Raw genomic sequence first — 17,900 nt, 5'->3', positions numbered from 1 at the left:
ACGGCTACACAGGTCTTGACCCTGGTCTTTCGCGTGACTTCGGGCGCGCTGGATCGCTTTTGACCTTACGCCTTTCGCGCAGCTTCGGGCGCACTGGATCGCTTTTGACCTTACGCCTTTCGCGCAGCTTCGGGCGCGTTGGATCGCTTTTGACCTTACGCCTTTCGCGCAGCTCCGGACGCGCTGGATCGCTTTTGACCTTACGCCTTTCGCGCAGCTTCGGGCGCGCTGGATCAAAAGTCAGGCGGTCCCTGCTCGGCGCCCGGCTTGAAGGCGCCCGGCTCCAGATCATGACGTCCCAGCAGCTTGTAGAAATCGGTGCGGTTGCGCCCGGCGATCCGCGCGGCCTGGGTCACGTTGCCTTCGGTGATCTTCAGCACCTTGATCAGATAGCTGCGCTCGAAACCGGCACGCGCCTCGGAGAAGGACGGCAAGGCGTTCTCTTCCGCGGCCAGCGCCTGGGAGACCAGCGCTTCCGGAATCATCGAGGAGCTGGTGAGCGCGACACACTGCTCGACCACGTTGACCAGCTGACGCACGTTGCCCGGCCAGGCACTGGAGGCCAGCAGATTGAGCGCTTCCGGCGAGAAGCCCTTCACGAACGGCTTGTGGCGGGCAGCCGCCTGGCTGATCAGGTACTTGGCCAGCAGCGGCACATCCTCGGCACGCTCGCGCAGGGCGGGCAGTTTCAGATTGACCACGTTGAGGCGGTAGTAGAGATCTTCGCGGAAGTCGCCGTCATGCATCGCCTTGTCGAGGTTGCGGTGCGTGGCGGAGATGATGCGCACATCGATGGGCACTGACGTCGTGGAGCCCAGCGGGCGGATCTGACGCTCCTGCAGCGCACGCAGCAGCTTGACCTGCAACGCCAGCGGCATGTCGCCGATCTCATCGAGGAACAGGGTACCGCCATCAGCGGCCTGGAACAGGCCCTGGTGCGCGCTGACCGCACCGGTGAAGGAGCCCTTGGCGTGACCGAACAGCTCGCTTTCCAGCAGTTGCTCCGGCAGCGCACCACAGTTGATGGCGACGAAGGGACGCGAGGCACGCGGGCTGGCGTTGTGGATGGCCTTGGCCATCAGCTCCTTGCCGGAGCCGGACGGGCCGGTGACCAGCACGCTGACATCGGAAGCCGCGACCATGCGTGCCTGCTCGAGAATCTGCTCCATCTGCGGGGAACGCGTGATGATGCCGGCACGCCAGGCATCGTCACCCTCCTTTACGGGCGGCGCCTGGGCCAGCGCCTCGTCGATGGCCGCGAACAGCTCATCCTTGTCGACGGGCTTGGTCAGGAAGCTGAACACGCCCTGACGAGTGGCACTGACGGCATCCGGAATCGAGCCATGCGCCGTGAGCAGGATGACCGGCATGCCCGGCTGACGCTTCTGCAGCTCGCCGAACAGCGCCATGCCATCCATCTCGTCCATGCGCAGGTCAGACAGCACCAGGTCAGGACGCGCCGCCTCCAGACGGCTGAGCGCCTCACGGCCGCTACTGGCGGTGGTGACCTTGAAGCCACGGCTTTCGAGACGCATGCCGAGCAGCTTGAGCAGACTTGCATCGTCATCCACGAGCAGAATATGCGCTTGAGCGTATTTCACACTAACTCTCCTTGCGGGCCTGTCGCTCGGAAATCCCTCCGACGTCAGTCCCGCACAGTCTTGCGTCATGCAGCCGGTTGGGCCAATGACAGTTCGTGGCCAGACACGCCCGGCATCGGATTCAGGGCGTGGTCTGACGGCGAGAATTGATGGCTTCCTCGATGGCGGTCAGCGCCTCGAGCTTCTTGCTGAGCTGGGCGTTCTCGGCACTCAGCTTGCGGCGGACGCCTTCGCTCTTGTCGCGATCCGCGATCAGGCCGCGACGTTCCTCCAGCCCGTTGAGCCACTGGCGCAGCAGCGGCTGCAGACGACTCGGTGCGGTGGGCAGGTCCGCCTTGTAGAGGTCAGAGGCCAGTTCCCAATCGGACTCGTCTCCCCAGCTGAGCACGATGGCACGCGCCAGACGACGGTCATGGCGGTTGCCTTCCAGCTGCATCAGGGTGCTGTCGCGCCACTGATCGTTGCCGCGTTGAGCCTGCAGCGCAAAGGCGACCCACTCATCCAGCAGGCAGTTTCCTTCCTTGAAATCGGGCAGATCGCCCGCCCCATGACAGCTGTCCTGAACGCTGGGAGTATCGGCGACGTGTTCGTTGCCCGGCAAGGTGATATTCGACAGGGCGCCACAGGCACTGAGCAAGCTGACCAGCATGCCGGTGGTGATTCCCGTCAACAGTCGTTGACCCTTCATCACTTCTCTTCCTTGCGTGTCTGATGGCACTCTCGGGTGCCATTTCATGTGGTATGGGGTGCACTGTCACCCCCCAGCAGGACCTGCTCACCTTCCTGACCAGAGGAGGGTGAGCGGCTGGGGGTCGGCAAGGTCAGGCGGAAACAGACGTCGGCCTTGGCGTCCTCCACCAGCGCCAGTTGACCAAACTGGGCGCGAGCACTGTCAGCGGCCACCGAAAGACCGATACCGGAGCCCTTGAGCGGCCCCTTGCGCTTCACCGCGCCCTGATAGAAGGGCTGGAACAGGTGATCGCGGTCCTTCGGAGCGATCGGTTCGCCGCTGTTGGCGACCTCGATCACCAGCTGGCGACGCTCCTTGCGCGCCCTCAGCCATAGATCGCCGCCATCTTCCCCATAGGCGATGGCGTTGGAGATCAGGTTGTCGAGAATCCGGCCGGTACGCGGACGATCCGCCTCCCAGCTGAGGCTGGCGGGTGGCAGGTGCACGCGCATGCCCTTCTTCTCCAGTGCCAGGCGGTGCTTTGACAGCACTTCCTTGAAGACTTCGTGCACATCGAAGCGGCTACGTTCGAGCCCCTGATTGTGTTGCAGCAGATTGTAGTCCAGGAGCTGCTCGATCAGCTTCTGCAATTCCTTGCTGGAGTCATCCAGAAGGCCAAGAATTTCCATCTGATGCGGGCTGAGCGGACCGGCGACCTCATCGATCAACAGCCCGGTGCCTTCACGGATGCTGGCCAGCGGTGTCTTGAGCTCATGCGACATGTGTCGCAGGAACTGCTGCTTCTGCTCTTCCAGCTCATCCAGGCGCGCCGCCAGCCAGTCGAGACGCTCACCCAGCTGGACCAGCTCGGCGGGCCCCTTGATGAGCGGACCCTCTCGGTCGGTGCCGCTGCCGAGACCATTGATGCGCCGCTCCAGCTGACGGATGGGACGAATGATCAGCCAGGTGAAGAACAGCATCAGCAACAGGCTGATGGAGACGAGCGCGGCCGTCTGCCACCACAGTTGAGTCTTCACCTGGGAGGCGCGCGCACGAATGCCCTCGATGCGGGCATCGACGAGTTCACGGGTGGAGTTCAGAAGGCCGCTGGCCTGGATGGAGAAGGGACCGAAGTCCTCGAGATGACTGCTGACCTGCGCCACGCTCATCTCGGGCATGCGCTCGAGTTGCGACAGCGAGCCCTTGAGTTCGCTGACGCGCGGGTCTCCCTCGCCCAGCAGGCGCGCCTGCTCGTCCAGCAGCTCGCGGAAGGCACTGGCCTTGTCAGCGTAGATCTTCATCAGATCCGGATTTTCCAGCACCGCGTACTGGCGTGCGCTGCGCTCCATCTCGACGGCGAGATTGGTCAGGGTGCGGGCTCGGCGAGTCTGGTCAACCGCCTGGCGAGCGCTGACATCGGCCAGCTCCGAGAGCTCGGAGAGTGCCTGACCCGCCTGGAACATCAGCACTGCAATCGGCAGCATCACCACCATGAATGCCATCAATACCAATTGAAGCAGAGAGCGGGGGCGCCAGTGCCGTGTCACCTTGGAGGCCATTGAAAGAACTCTATGCAGGAAAGGGGTGGTCATCATCGAATCACGTCTTCCAAGGATACCAGAGTTCGCCAGCGCCCATCGCGGTTGCCAGTTCGTTAATCAATATGATTCTGATTTAATTCATCCCCGCTCGACGACAGAAACCGCGCCCGGGCAGGTGTCGTGGATGATTCACTTGACCCATCCTCGTGAAACGCACAAAAAGAGGGCCGGCAAGAGCCGGCCCAAGTACGCAGGGAACTGAAGGGTCAGTCATCACGACGAATGCCTGTTACCTGGAGAGCAGACCTCCATCGTGATTGCTGGGCCTGACAGGTGGTCTGCCTGTCGCTGGCCCGGGAGTCGCCAGTGCCACCTGGTGGTCGTTCCAGGTCAGTTGACACTCGCCTCGGACAGGGTCCGAGCTCCCTATCGGATACATCACAGGGGGGCGATGCATCGCAATGCTTGCGGCGCTCGCCGGGCACTTCCCGGCGCTCACCTGAATTCCGGGGATGGCGGTGACGGATCAAGCATCACCGCATCCAGTATCGGGCATCCATGCCCGGGCATCCTTGCCCTAAAGATACTTTCCATGCCCTCTGGGGGCCGTACCTGTCTCATCGCAACCTGAAGTCACACATCGCGTGGAGCAGACGCTTGGCCTGTCAGCGATCACGGAGCGCACAGGGTAGTGAGTACCGTCATCGCTGGAAGGCCGGAGAAAATGTCCATTTTCATGGGCACTCCCTCGTGCTCAACATGACTATTGCCAACGCCGTGCCAATAACCGTAAAACACATTCAAAAACAATGACTTGTAAAGATACAAAAACCGGCATCGGCGTGGATTCCCACGCACGAGGCGTGAAACGATGAAATACATGTCCTTTTCGTCGCAAAATGCCAACAGTTATCGTTGGTATCCGATTTTCTCCTTACATATCAATCAATTGAAACGTCTCCTTTGCAAGACATCGCGCCACTCACTGATCCAGAAGTGCGACATCGATCCAGAAGCGCGGCATCGATCAAGAATTGCGACATCGAGCCAGAAGCGCGGCATCTTGCCGGAATTTCCCGCCCATCATGCACAAGACCCCCGTCAGTCACCTGAAAGTTCAGGCGGCTGACGGGGGTCGAGAGTCTTGAGGGTGACGGCAAGCGCCTTGAGCGCCACGTGCTTGGGTCGTGACTAGAGCGCCTTGATCAGCACCTTGGAATTGCGCGCGGAGTTGTAGATCTCTCGTCGCATCGGCGGGAGGTCATCCAGGCCGGCCGACACGAAGCCGTGCTCGATGAACCAGTGCAGGGTATGCGTGGTCAGCGCGAACAGATGCGTGAGGCCACCACGCCGTGCACGCACCTCGATCTCGGCCAGCAGCTGCTCACCCCGCTGGCCACGACGGTAGTCATCATGCACGGCCACGCAGGCCAGCTCGCCCATGGCAGCGTCACGACTGACATGCAGGGCTGCACAGCCGATGATCATGCCGTCACGCTCGAGCACGACATAGTCGTCGATCTCGTGCTCGAGGCGTTCACGCGAGCGAGCGACGAGGATTCCGCGCTGCTCAAGCGGCCCCAGCAATGCCAGCAATCCTCCGACATCCTCCAGGCGTGCCTTGCGCAGCTGTTCGTAGCCCTGGCGGGTGATCATGGTGCCGATCCCGTCGCGGGTGAACAGCTCGCCCAGCAGCGCATCGCGATCCCGCCAGCTGAGCAGGTGAGTGCGACCGACGCCGCGCCGCGCCGCACCGCAGGCCGCGGCCAGATGACGAGACAGTTCGCTGTCATCCTCACGTGGCGGCGCCAGGGCGGCGGCCTGCTCAGGGTTGAGCTGACGCAACAGTACGCCATGCTCATCGAACAGCCCCTCCCCTTCTCCCAGCAGGATCAGCTTGTCGGCGGCCAGCGCCACGGCCGCGTGCTCGGCCACCTCGGCCGCATCGAGGTCGAAGACTTCGCCGGTGCTGGAGAAGCCCAGCGGCGGCAGCACCACGATGGCCTGCTGGGAAAGCAGCCCCTGGATGGCCTCGCTGCGCACCCGACGCACCTCGCCACCGTGCAGGAAGTCGACGCCCTCTCGCACGCCCAGCGGCTTGGCCATCACCAGATTGCCCGACACGGCGGAGAGCTCGACACCATGCAGCGGGGTATTGGGCAGCCCCAGCGACAGGCTGGCCTCCAGGCGCAGGCGCAACGTGGCGACCTGCTGCTCCAGATGCGCGAGGATGTCACGGGTGACGACCCAACGTCCCTGATGACGCTCGGCCTCGATTCCCACTCCCTCCAGTGCTTCCCTGACCTGCGGACGCACGCCGAACACCACCACCAGTCGCACGCCGAGGGTGTGCAGCAACGCCAGATCCTGAATCAACTGCGTTCGTCGTGAGGAAGACAGCGCTTCGCCTTCGATCAGAATGACGAAGGTGCGCCCACGGTGAGCGTTGATGTAGGGAGAGGAGTTGCGAAACCAGTCCGCGAAGGGAAAACGCGTGTTCAAGAGCCAGCTCCGTGCAGGAGGGAGGGAAAATGGCATGTCAGGCATGCCCATGAATCATCATATCAGCGCCGCAGCCTGCACGGCGAGCGACGCCCCTGACATCCATGCGGCCTAAACAAGAAAGGCGACCCGAAGGTCGCCTTTCTTTTTTTTCAAAAACGTTTTTTCAAAAACGTTTTTCAAGTGCGTCTTGCCGATACATCTTGCCGATGCGTCTTGCCAATGCATCTTGCCAATGCATCTTGCCAATGCATCTTGCGTGTTTCTCTCATGCAGCGCCCTGTCGCACACCCCGTCGCAAGCCCGGGCGCTGAGGCAGATGTCGGCTTAGCCGAACATGCCCTTGAACATGAAGAAGAACAGGATCGACAGGATCGCGCCGGCCGGCAGAGTGATCAGCCAGGACATCACGATGGTACCGATCACGCGCAGGTTGAGCGCTGCCATGCCGCGTGCCAGACCTACCCCCAGCACCGCACCGACGAGGGTGTGGGTGGTGGAGATCGGCAGGCCGGTGCCGGAGGCCAGCACCACGGTGGAGGCCGCCGCCAGGGTGGCCGCGAAGCCACGAGACGGGGTCAGCTCGGTGATGCCGGTACCGACGGTGGCGATGACGCGGCGACCATAGGTGACCAGGCCGACGACGATACCGCCGCCACCCAGCACCAGCACCCACCAGGGCATGCTGGCCTTGGCGCCGATCTGACCGGCGGAATCGACGACACTGATGATGGCTGCCAGCGGACCGACCGCGTTGGCCACGTCGTTGGAGCCGTGGGCGAAGGCCATGGCACAGGCGGTGAACATCATCAGCAGGCCGAAGACCTTCTCGACGCCGCTGAAGTCGAAATCATCACCGGTGGCGCGATTCTTCTCCTTGAGGCGAGAACGCGCGACCTTGCGCTCCATCAGCACGCCGATCCCCATCACGATGGCACCGATGACGACGGCCAGCAGCAGGCTGGACTCGAAGCTCAGGTGCAGCCCGACATGCTTGAGGCCCTTGACCATGGTCACCATCGAGATGATGAAGCCGACCAGGAACATGTACATCGGGACATAGCGCTTGGCGGCCGCGAACGGGTCGTCATTGTCGAAGATCAGCGTCTGCACGGACTTGAACAGCACGAAGGCGATGGAGCCCGCCAGCAGCGGCGAGACCAGCCAGGAGGCCGCGATCTGACCGACCTTGGGCCACTCGACCGCATCCACGCCGAGACCCGCCGCCGCGAAGCCGACGATGGCACCGACGATGGAGTGGGTCGTGGAGACCGGCCAGCCCTTCATGGACGCGATCAGCAGCCAGATACCGGCGGCCAGCAGTGATGCCAGCATGCCGTAGACCAGGAACTGCGGATTCTGGATCAGCAGTGACGGGTCGATGATGCCCTTGCGGATGGTATCGGTGACTTCACCACCAGCCAGCCAGGCACCGAGGAATTCGAAGATCACGGCGATGACGATCGCCTGCTTGATGGTAATGGCCTTGGAACCAACCGAGGTACCCATGGCATTGGCGACATCGTTCGCGCCTACACCCCACGCCATGAAGAAACCGAATACGCAGGCAAGGATGACGAGCACATCGCCGTATTGAGCAATGATGGACATTAGGGAACTCTTGAGCAGATGGCAGGACGTCCTGACAGCGCTTAGCGCGCCATCAGGATCTGCAGTCGGGTACCGACCTTTTCAGCTTGATCGGCGACATCGCCGACCCAGTCGATAATCTTGTAGAGGAAGATCACGTCGACCGGTGGCAGAGCGGCTTCCAGCGAGAACAGGGTCTGGCGGATCGCGATCTGCTGTTCGTCGGACTGCTTCTCGAGCTCATGCAGCTCATTGATCAGCTTGTCGACCAGCTCGCTCATGTTGCGCCCGAAGCCGGACTCGACAAGATCTTCCAGCTCGCCCAGCGCACGGCGCGCCTGGCAGACCGATTCGACCGCAGTCTTCAGATACTCACGCATGGCGGGCACCAGCGCGGTGGGTATCTGCATGTGGCGACCCAGCATGATGCCGGCGATATCCTTGGTGACGTTCGCGATGGAATCCTGGACATGGATCAGCTCGAGAAGGTCGGAACGGGATACCGGCAGGAACAGCGAATTGGGCAGATTGAGACGCAGCTGCGTCTTCAGTTCGTCCGCTTCACGCTCCAGCTTGCTGATGGTCTGACGAATGCTGGCCGCCTGATCCCAATCACCCTGTTCGCAGGCGTCGAAGAAGGTCAGCAAGTGCTGGGCACAGTCGTCTGTCTTGATGATGTGGGTGTGCAGCGCCTTGAAAGGCGAGCGCCCGAACATCGAAGAGAAAGGGTTGGTCGTTACCATAGTGGCCGTCGGCGTTAAGGATTGACGCGCGGAGTGTAGCAAAGCCTTTGTGACGATCACATAACTTTCATCGTAACGACACGATACCGCCATGCTGTTGTACTTCACGCAACATCAGCGGCAGTCGGGGGGAACTCGAAGGATTCCAGAGGAGAGATTGTCATGTAGCGACAGGACGCGGGGTCGCTGACTGATTACATTGTTCATAATATAACCAAGGAGTTGGCGGCAGGCAATTCATGTCACACAAATGTCACGATACTGTCATATCACTGTGATTCTGCTGACGGATCACCTGCCGTGGGAAGGCTGGCGACACGCTCCGCGCTTGCCTTGGCAAGGGACAGGCGCGAGCATGAAGCCGCCGGGGGCTGCCTGTCCCGGGATCTCGGACAGGCCGCCAGCGTCCTCGTATCGCTGTCGTCATCCATGCCCGGCCATCTTCATTCTTCATCTTCTCGTACAGGGAGTGCCGTCGTCATGGCGCAGGAAATCGAACTCAAGCTGGCGCTGACCCACAGCGGCCTCGGACGCACGGCGATTCTGGAACGTCTTGCGGACATCGCGGAACTGGCTGGCACCACGCCCCGTCGTCGCTGGCTGGCCAATACCTATTTCGACACGCCTGAGCATGCGCTGGAACGCGCCAAGATGGCATTGCGCCTGCGCCGCAGTGGAGAGGATGCCGACAGTCCGGGCCCCTTGCGCCAGACCCTCAAGACCAGTGGCGAAAGCCATGGCGGCCTGCATTCGCGGGGCGAGTGGGAATGGGCGCTGCCCGACGGCCAGACAGGCCTCGATCTCGATGGCCTGCGCGGCCTTCCCCCTCTGCAGGCGCTTGAGGAAGGTCCGCGTGAGCACCTGCTCGGCGCCCTCGCCCCTACCTTCAGCACGGATTTCGAACGTCATGCCTGGCAGCTGGAACTGACGGTGACGCAGGATGGCCAGACGGCGGGTGTCGGCGTCGAGATGGCGCTGGATCTCGGCCACGTGAAGGCAGCAGGTCGGGAAACGCACATCCGCGAGATCGAACTGGAACTCACTGGCGGTGACGACCTGAGCGCCGAGCAGCGCGAAGGGGTGCTGTGGACGCTGGCGGAATCCCTGGCCAGCCGACTGGCCCTGCGCCCGGCAGATGCCAGCAAGGCACGCCGCGGTGCCGCACTCAGAGATGGCGAATGGCACGAGAAGACGCTGGATACCACCGACACGAATGCCCTGCTCGCCGCGGCCATCGATGCCCTGGATGCACATGCCGACCGCCAGCAGCAAGATGACATGCGCTGGCACGACCACGCCCTGGCCGCCTTCTCGGCCCTGGCCTCGCGCCTGGCCGCCAGTCAGCATCCCGGTCATGTCCATGCGGTGGCGCTGACGGAGGCGTTGAGCGAATCCCGTGAGCAGGGCACGTCAGACAGCTGGATGACAGCGGCCTTCGGTCAGCAAAGCCTGTCGCTGCTGGCGGCATTGCGCAGCCGAGGCCAGTGAGACAGCTCATTAAAAGCTCAGTGAGACAGCTCATTAAAAGCTCAGTGAGACAGCTCATCGAGAAAGCTCGTTGAGAAAGCTCATTGAGAGACCCCGGTGAAATCGCTCGCTGAGCGCCAGGCCATCGCGCCCTCACCTGCCCTGCCCCCACCATCGCGTCGCAGCCCGCCCCGGCGCTGCGACGCCAGTCAAGGAAGCCCGCATGCCTGAACGCCAAGGGCCGGCCAACGAATACGGCAGTACGTCACAATCCGCCACCGCCCCCCCTCGCTCCAGCGATTTCGAGCCGGCCAGCGGCAGGCTGCGCGCCCGGCTGTTCCACTGGATCTTCGAGTCCGACACCAAGGCGGCCAAGGCCTTCGATATCGCGCTGGTCGCGATGATTCTCGCCAGCGTCGCCGTGGTGATGCTCGATAGCGTGCCGTCGCTGAATGCCCGCCATGGGGAGCTGTTCCGCATCCTGGAATGGACCTTCACCCTGCTGTTCACGCTGGAATACGCAGTACGCCTCTATTGCCTCAAACACCCCGGCACCTGGGCGAAGGGCTTCTACGGCGTGCTCGACCTGCTGTCGATCGCCCCGACCTGGCTCTCGCTGCTGATTCCGGGGGCGCAGGCACTGCTGGTGGTGCGCGTGCTGCGTGTGCTGCGGCTGTTCCGCGTGCTGCGCCTGATGGCCTTCGTCGGCGAAGGTCGCATGCTGGTCGAGGCTCTCGCGCGCAGTCGTCGCAAGATCCTGCTGTTCTTCATCACCGTACTCAGCATCATCACGGTATTCGGTGCCCTGATCTATCTGATCGAACCTCCGGAAGCCGGCTTCACCTCCATCCCCAAGGCGCTCTACTGGGCGGTGGTGACGCTGACCACGGTGGGCTACGGCGATATCGCCCCCATCACGCCCTTGGGCCAGTTCATCTCGGCGATGATGATGATACTGGGCTATTCGATTCTCGCCGTGCCCACCGGCGTGTTCTCGGCCGAGGTGCTCAACGGCCTGCGCATGCAGCAGACCAGCGATGAAGCCTGCCCCGGCTGTGGCCGTGAGGGCCATGATCGCAATGCCAAGTACTGCAAGTTCTGCGGCACCTGGCTGGATGAAGACACGCGTGACCCACGCGAGCCAGAGCCTGAACCAGAGCCTGAGACAGACCCAGAACCCGGACCTGAGCCCGACGCCGAGCCGCCAGCGAAGGAGGAAACCGCCTCCCCAGGCGATGACTCCCCCGATCGCGATCGCAGTTGACGAGGCCGAGTGTCACTCGGCACATGACAACGCCTCGGAAATGACAACGCCCCCGAGACCGCAAGGTCCGGGGGCGTTGTCATTCAGCCGGAAGCCGGCAAGGGCTAGCGGTCAGAGAAGGGCTTGTCCCAGGCGGTCAGCGTGGCCTCGCTCCAGCTGCCGTAGGAGGAATTCGGCAACATGATCCAATCCTTGCCGAAATGCTGCGCCTGCTCCGCGACGAGCGCCTTCTGCTGCTCGGGCGTCTTGTCGGAGAAGTCATCCGCGAAATCATGCAGGCTGTCGCCCAGCTGCATCACGATGTCGTGATCCTCCGCGATCGCCTGGCGACGCACCGACTTGCTCGGCCCCAGCAGGCGCACATGGGCATCATCGACACCGGGCAGACCCAGGGCTTTCAGCGTGGTGACCGTGGCGTCCTTGTTCTCCTCGTAGCGATCCGACACGTAGTAGATCGCCACGCCACGCGATGCGGCAAGTTCGAGGAACTCCCTGGCACCCGGAATCAGGGTCGGCTTGCCCTCTCGCTCCCACGCCTTCCAGGTGTCCCAGCCCGTGAAGTCATGACAGGCCTTCAGATCACGCACCAGCAGCGCGGAGTTGTCGATCACGGTTTCATCAAGGTCGGTCATGATCGCGGCAGGTTTCTCGTCATCACGAGATGCCAGCAGTGTCTCCAGCTGACGTGTCGCCAGCGCATAGCTCTGACGCTGCAGGGCCGCGACTTCCGCCGATTGCTGCTGATAGCGCAGTGCCATGGCATATGCTGCCGGCGGACACTGCGCTGCCTCGGGTGTCTCGGCCGCCTGACTGATGGGAGCGACTCCCAGACCCATGATTCCTGCCAGTGTCGCGACCCTGGTGGCTCTCGCCAGCAACGAGACACGCGCTTGAGATGAAGACGTGATCGGCATCGATGATCCTCTGTGCATGATAGGTATGTCGTTGAGTTATCAAGACGGACGAATATTAACACTCAACGTTATTGAATTCCTGTTCAACGACCTCGCCTGCCATGTCACCATCCGCTTCTCGTCGTCATGAGCAACGCATCATGAGCATCTCGCCACGCGCGTCATGCGGCGTGCCTCACTCGACGAAGTTCGAGATGTCGCCTCGTCCTTCACGCACGATGACGGGCGGCAGGTCGCGCAGGTCCACCACGCTGGTGGCCTCCAGGCGGCAGGCCCCACCATCGATGATCAGATCCAGCGCATGCCCGAAGCGCTGGCGGATCTCTTCCGGGTCCGTCATCGGCAGCTCCTCGCCCGGCGGAATCAGCGTCACGCTCATCAGCGGCTCATGATGTGCCTCCAGCAGGGCATGCGTGATGGCATGGTCCGGCACGCGCACGCCGATGGAGCGACGCTTGGGATGCAACAGCAGGCGTGGCACTTCGGTGGTCGCGTGGAGGATGAAGGTGAAGGCTCCGGGCGTGTGGCTCTTGAGCAGCCGGAAGACGGCATTGTCCACCTTGGCGTAGGTGCCGATTTCCGACAGATCCGAGCACATCAGGGTGAAGTTGTGCTTGTCATCGAGTTCACGCAGACGCTTGATGCGCTCGATGGCTTTCTTCTCGCCCAGGTGGCAACCCAGTGCATAGCCGGAATCGGTCGGGTAGGCGATCACGCCCCCCTGCCGAATGATGGCAACCGCTTGATCAATAAGACGTTTCTGCGGGTTTTCAGGGTGTATCTGGAAAAACTGTCCCATGCGGCGCTCCTTGCGTCAGCACAGTGCGCCGGACACTGGCGCACTGATCTCGGCGAACTCTCGGCAAATTCTCGACAAGCTCTCGGCAAATTCTCGGCGAACTCTCGACAAGACCGGCCTGACACGACGCGACACGTCAGTCAGGCCGGCTCTGCCATCTCTATCACATGGTGGCGGTGGCGGCCGCAAAAAAGGGTGCGAGGCGCGGATGACACCAGACGGGCGGCACCCTGGTGCGCGGTGGCGGACTCATGCTGCCGGGTGCCAGCGGCCCCCCGGGGAAGTGGAAATCACTGCCGACGGAAGCATAGAGGCCCAGTTCATCCAGCTGACGCGCCAGGTCGCGTGCACGGTCGATGTTCTGGAAGCCGCTGACCAGCTCGGCGGCCTCACCGCCGGCAGAGATGAAGTCCCGCAGCAGCTCACCGCGCTTGGTGCGGGTCAGCTTGTAGCGCATCGGGTGCGCCATCACCGCGACACCGCCATCGGCACGTATCCACCCCACCGCCTCTTCCATCTCGGGCCAGTGTGCCTTGACGTCGCCCTTCTGGCCGGAGCCCAGGTGACGTTTGAAGGCATCCTGAAGATCACGGGCCAGTCCCGCCTCCACCAGCGCGCGCGCGAAGTCGGGCCGCGACAGGGGGCGGTCTCCCGACCCGCTGAGCGTGGCCTGCTCACGGGCACGCTGCATGGCATCACTCAGTCCCAGCTTCTCCATGCGCGCGGCGATCTCGTGACTGCGCCGCTCACGTGCATCATGTTGCTGCCTGAGGCCGGCGCTCAACGCGTCTCCGGCGCCCTCGGGCATCAGCGCCACCAGGTGGATGGTCTGATTGCGCCAGCGCACGGACAGCTCGCAGCCCGGCAGCAGGGTGACGCCATGGGCAATCGCCGCCTGCTGAGCCTCGAAGATGCCTTCCATGCTGTCGTGATCGGTCAGTGACATGCGCGAGACGCCGCGCCGCGCGACCAGCGCGACCAGCTCTGCCGGCGCCATGCCGCCATCGGAGGCGGTCGAGTGCATGTGCAGGTCGATGTCCGGCACCTCGATATCCGTCTCGAAACGCTGGGGCAGCGCGCGGGGGACCGGACGGGCAGGCGGTGGCGATGATGGCTGGTGAGCGGGCGACTCGGATGTCGGCGGATGGTCGGACAGGACGTCGGACACGGGAAAACCTCTCGGGATGAACGTCCAGAGCCTCGAGTTGCCGATCATGCTGGCAAGCCCTCGGCAAGGACGTCAGGGGCAGTGTTGACTGCCGTGTATGTCTGGAAGCCACATGGGCTTTGTCAGCAGGCAGCAATGGCGGCAGAATGAACGCATGCAGGCAAGGGTGCGCCGCTGGTTGCCAAAGGATACCACTCGCACAAGCCCTTGCCTTCCCGACGGCACCGCCGTCGTGTCCAGGAGTGTGTGTTTCTCATGAAGATGTTGCTCGACTTTCTGCCGATCGTGATCTTCTTCGCCGTCTACAAGACGACTGGCGACATGATCATGGCCACGGCCGTACTGATCCCTGCCACCCTCGCCCAGGTGCTCTATATCTACTGGCGTCACAAGCGTGTCGAGAAGATGCAGCTGGTCACGCTGGCGCTGGTCGTCGTGCTGGGTGGCGCGACCGTGCTGTTCGGCAACAGCGCCTTCATCCAGTGGAAGCCGACCGTGGTCAACTGGCTGTTTGCCGTCGCCTTCCTGCTCTCGCCGCTGTTCGGCGGCAAGCCGCTGGTGGAGCGCATGATGGAGAAGGCGATCCAGCTGCCGCGTGCCATCTGGCACCGCCTCAACCTGGCGTGGGTGGTATTCTTCCTCGCCATGGGCGGCCTCAACATCTATGTCTTCAGCCACTATTCGGAAGACATCTGGGTCGATTTCAAGCTGTTCGGCATGCTTGGCCTGACACTGCTGTTCGTCATCGTTCAGGGCGTCTATCTGTCCCGTCACATGGTGCAGGCCCCTCAGGAAGAGTCTTCCTCTTCCACCTCTTCACATAAGGATGATTCGTGATGCTGTATTCCATTGTCTGTCAGGATGTCGAAGGTAGTCTCGAAGCGCGCATGGCAGCGCGACCACCACATCTGGCACGTCTTGAGGCCCTGAATGCCGCAGGCCGTCTGGTCATCGCCGGCCCCAACCCGGCCATCGACAGCGAAGCACCGGGAGACGCCGGCTTCAGCGGCAGCGTCATCATCGCCGAGTTCGATTCCCTCGAAGAGGCCCAGAAGTGGGCCGATGCCGATCCCTTCGTCATCGCCGGTGTCTATGCAAGCGCCGAAGTGAAGCCGTTCAAGCAGACACTGCCCTAGTCCTGACTGCCGCTCGGCCGCTGACCGGCGGCTTCGCCCCCTGACGACGGACAGCCTGGCTGTCCGTCGTCTGCGTTGGAGACGTTGCCCGGCCACTGCCCTGATGCCCTGCTCTCCCGCTCGACCTCCTGCCAGGAATGCCCGTGAACGATCGTCCCTCCTCCCCCCGCCAGCCCGCTTCCGCCACGCCTGAGCCGTCCACGTCGTCAGTGTCCGACGCGGCGCCGAAGGACAGGCCGGACGCCATGACACGCAAGCCTGCGACGACGCCACCGAGCGCGATCGACCCTGTCACGGCACCCGGCGTGGTGCCGGAGGTCCCGCTGGCACCGCTGGCCGCGCTGGAAGAGGCACGCCTTGAATGGGATGACGCGGCCCCACAGGCCATGGATTACGGGGATGTGTACTTCTCGATCCACGATGGCCGCGCCGAGACCGTGCACGTCTTCCTCGACAGCAATCGTCTGAGCGAGCGCTTCCGTGACTGGCGGGAAGCGCGCCCCTTCGTGATCGGCGAGACCGGCTTCGGCACCGGCCTCAATATCCTGTGCGCCGCCCAGCGCTTTCTGGCCACGGCACCCGCCGAGGCACGCCTGCATGTCGTCTCGGTGGAAAAGCATCCGATGCGCGCCGCGGATCTCGAACGCGCGCTGTCCGCCTGGCCGGATCTCGCCTCACTGGCGAAACCGCTGGTGGCACAATGGCCGGCTGCGGTACTCGGCGTGCATCGTCTGTGGCTGGATGAGCGCATCACGCTGGATCTTCACTTCGGCGATGCCGTCGAGCGCCTGTCACGCCTCGAAGGAGGCGTGGATGCCTGGTTCCTCGATGGCTTCTCGCCGTCGAAGAATCCGGAAATGTGGTCACCGGCGCTGTTCGCGGCCATGGCCGGCATCTCGCATCCCGAGGCGACCTTTGCCACCTTCACCGCCGCGGGCTTCGTGCGGCGCGGCCTGCGGGCGGCAGGCTTCGCCTGGCGCAAGGTGCCCGGCCATGGCATGAAGCGCGAGATGATCTGCGGCGAGCTGGACGCTGCCACCTCGGCGGCGCGCGCCGAGCTGATGGGGCTTGCCGAAAGGCAGGAACAGCATGACCGGCCCCGTCCCCCGCTGCCATCACCCGCACAGCGCGGGGTGCTTCATCCGCTGCGCCGGGAACAGCCCTGGACGCAGCCGCCCCAGCCGGCGCCCATCTCCCGCGAGACACACGTCGCGGTACTTGGCGCTGGCATCGCCGGCACCAGCTGCGCCGAGGCGCTGGCGCGGCGTGGCGTGAAGGTCACGCTGATCGACGCCGAAGCCCCCGGTGCGCGGGCCTCCGGCAATACCCAGGGGGCGCTCTACGTGAAGCTGGCCGCCGAGACCAACCCTGCCAGCCGCTTCCAGCTGGCCGCGTTGCAATACAGCCGGCGCTGGCTGGCAAGCCTCGACCCCGAGCAGACCCTGTGGTCCGCCAGCGGCGTGCTGCAGCTGGCCACCAGCGAGCGTGAGCGCAAGCGCCAACAGCGCTTCGCGGACAATCACCCGCTGCCCGAGGCGCTGCTCAGGCCGGTCACTGCCGGCCAGGCCAGCCAGATCGCCGGCAGCGAAATCACCTTCGATGGCCTCTTCTATCCCGTCGCGGGCTGGGTGCGTCCGAAGGCGCTGTGTCAGCACCTCGCCGCCACACCGGGCGTCAGCTTTCGGCAGGCGCGCATCGTGGCCATTCAGTCGCTGGGGGCCGAGGAAGGCAGAGAGGAAGGCGGAAAGACAGGCAACGGCGCGCCACGCTGGCAGCTGCAAGCCAGCGACGGCAGCTATCTGGAAGTGGATCAGCTGATCGTCGCGCTGGGGGAGCAGACACACCTGCCCGAGCCGCTCGCGCATCTGCCGCTGCAGCCGATTCGTGGTCAGGTCAGCGAGATCACGGTGCCGCCCGACCAGGCAGCAGGGCTGCCCATGCTCGACAGCGTGGTGTGTGCCGGTGGCTATGTCTCGCCCTGTCAGCGTCACGCCGACGGCAGCGTGACGCTCAGCTTCGGCGCGACCTTCGCCCCGCGCGATGAGGATGAGGCGGTCCGCGAGGCGGATCACATCGCCAATGTCGCCGAGCTGCGCAGTGCGCTGCCCGCCTTCGTCGCTGCCTGGGAGCGGGCGCGTGGCGTCAGGCTGGAAGACGATGCCTGGCAGGGGCGTGTCGCCTGGCGCGCCGCCAGCCCCGACAAGAGTCCGCTGGCCGGCCCGGCACCGGACGCCGCGCAATGGCGTGAGGATTACGCCGCCATGGCCTTCGATGCGAAAAAGCGCGTGCCGTCACTGAGCGGCGCCCATTTGCCCGGCCTGTGGCTCTCCACCGCGCATGGCTCACGCGGCTTCACCACCGCACCGCTGTGTGCGGAGCTGATCGCCTCACAGCTGTGCGGCGAGCCGCTGCCGCTGGAGCGCGAACTGGCCGAGCACCTGCACCCGGGACGCCGCCTGATTCGCGATATCGTGCAGCGGCGCTGAGGCATTGGCAGACATGGGT

At 63.6% G+C, this 17,900-nt stretch carries 15 protein-coding genes; 6 read left to right on the top strand and 9 right to left on the bottom strand.

From position 1 onward, the window contains the following. Positions 1-233 precede the first annotated feature (233 nt). The 3 genes from glrR to AC26AR_RS01925 all read right to left on the bottom strand — a co-directional run bounded on the left by glrR (position 234) and on the right by AC26AR_RS01925 (position 3,830). On the bottom strand, positions 234-1,601 hold the full coding sequence (gene glrR / locus AC26AR_RS01935) for a two-component system response regulator GlrR (RefSeq protein ID WP_127736341.1): 1,368 nt from the start codon (positions 1,599-1,601) through the stop codon (positions 234-236). A gap of 121 nt (positions 1,602-1,722) precedes the next feature. Then, positions 1,723-2,289: a hypothetical protein gene (locus AC26AR_RS01930; RefSeq protein WP_077378987.1), complete on the bottom strand. Its 567-nt coding sequence runs from the start codon at positions 2,287-2,289 to the stop codon at positions 1,723-1,725. Positions 2,290-2,333: 44 nt separating this feature from the next. Further along, positions 2,334-3,830: a sensor histidine kinase gene (locus tag AC26AR_RS01925; RefSeq protein ID WP_077378985.1), complete on the bottom strand. Its 1,497-nt coding sequence runs from the start codon at positions 3,828-3,830 to the stop codon at positions 2,334-2,336. A gap of 853 nt (positions 3,831-4,683) precedes the next feature. On the opposite strand from AC26AR_RS01925, the gene AC26AR_RS01920 reads away from it, so the two are divergent. Then, on the top strand, positions 4,684-4,941 hold the full coding sequence (locus AC26AR_RS01920; protein WP_488107456.1) for a hypothetical protein: 258 nt from the start codon (positions 4,684-4,686) through the stop codon (positions 4,939-4,941). A gap of 62 nt (positions 4,942-5,003) precedes the next feature. Here the strand turns inward: AC26AR_RS01920 and argA are convergent, their stop codons facing one another. The 3 genes from argA to AC26AR_RS01905 form a co-directional block, all read right to left on the bottom strand. Further along, positions 5,004-6,314, bottom strand: coding sequence for an amino-acid N-acetyltransferase (argA, locus tag AC26AR_RS01915; protein WP_136939061.1), 1,311 nt, complete (start codon positions 6,312-6,314; stop codon positions 5,004-5,006). A gap of 327 nt (positions 6,315-6,641) precedes the next feature. Continuing rightward, positions 6,642-7,925: an inorganic phosphate transporter gene (locus tag AC26AR_RS01910; RefSeq protein WP_084209374.1), complete on the bottom strand. Its 1,284-nt coding sequence runs from the start codon at positions 7,923-7,925 to the stop codon at positions 6,642-6,644. A gap of 41 nt (positions 7,926-7,966) precedes the next feature. Next, positions 7,967-8,647 (bottom strand): TIGR00153 family protein, encoded by a 681-nt coding sequence (locus AC26AR_RS01905; protein ID WP_077378976.1) that lies wholly within the window; start codon positions 8,645-8,647, stop codon positions 7,967-7,969. Positions 8,648-9,127: 480 nt separating this feature from the next. On the opposite strand from AC26AR_RS01905, the gene AC26AR_RS01900 reads away from it, so the two are divergent. After that, the gene (locus AC26AR_RS01900) at positions 9,128-10,135 is read left to right on the top strand and encodes a CYTH domain-containing protein (protein ID WP_488107455.1); all 1,008 of its coding nucleotides are present in this window, start codon (positions 9,128-9,130) and stop codon (positions 10,133-10,135) included. 202 nt (positions 10,136-10,337) lie between these two features. Further along, positions 10,338-11,378: an ion transporter gene (locus tag AC26AR_RS01895; RefSeq protein ID WP_084209376.1), complete on the top strand. Its 1,041-nt coding sequence runs from the start codon at positions 10,338-10,340 to the stop codon at positions 11,376-11,378. A 104-nt stretch (positions 11,379-11,482) separates the two neighbouring features. On the opposite strand, the gene AC26AR_RS01890 is transcribed toward AC26AR_RS01895, so the two are convergent. The 3 genes from AC26AR_RS01890 to AC26AR_RS01880 form a co-directional block, all read right to left on the bottom strand. After that, a complete protein-coding gene (locus AC26AR_RS01890) occupies positions 11,483-12,292 on the bottom strand; it encodes a 5'-nucleotidase, lipoprotein e(P4) family (protein ID WP_488107454.1) in 810 nt (269 codons plus the stop codon). Positions 12,293-12,467: 175 nt separating this feature from the next. Next, positions 12,468-13,091, bottom strand: a complete 624-nt coding sequence (locus AC26AR_RS01885; RefSeq protein ID WP_077378966.1) for an L-threonylcarbamoyladenylate synthase — start codon at positions 13,089-13,091, stop codon at positions 12,468-12,470. Between the two features lie 163 nt (positions 13,092-13,254). Further along, positions 13,255-14,259: a PHP domain-containing protein gene (locus tag AC26AR_RS01880; protein ID WP_240499608.1), complete on the bottom strand. Its 1,005-nt coding sequence runs from the start codon at positions 14,257-14,259 to the stop codon at positions 13,255-13,257. Between the two features lie 255 nt (positions 14,260-14,514). Between AC26AR_RS01880 and AC26AR_RS01875 the strand changes: the two genes are divergently transcribed. From AC26AR_RS01875 to mnmC1, 3 genes are all read left to right on the top strand, one after another. After that, positions 14,515-15,096, top strand: coding sequence for a septation protein A (locus tag AC26AR_RS01875; protein ID WP_077378961.1), 582 nt, complete (start codon positions 14,515-14,517; stop codon positions 15,094-15,096). Further along, a complete protein-coding gene (locus AC26AR_RS01870) occupies positions 15,096-15,395 on the top strand; it encodes a YciI family protein (RefSeq protein WP_077378958.1) in 300 nt (99 codons plus the stop codon). Before AC26AR_RS01875 ends, AC26AR_RS01870 begins: the two co-directional genes overlap by 1 nt. A 143-nt stretch (positions 15,396-15,538) precedes the next feature. Then, positions 15,539-17,881 (top strand): FAD-dependent 5-carboxymethylaminomethyl-2-thiouridine(34) oxidoreductase MnmC1, encoded by a 2,343-nt coding sequence (mnmC1, locus tag AC26AR_RS01865; RefSeq protein ID WP_488107453.1) that lies wholly within the window; start codon positions 15,539-15,541, stop codon positions 17,879-17,881. The last annotated feature ends 19 nt before the right edge of the window (positions 17,882-17,900 follow it).

Source organism: Cobetia sp. PS-4MA (genome assembly GCF_057670765.1).
This window is presented reverse-complemented; position numbering and strand designations above follow the sequence as displayed.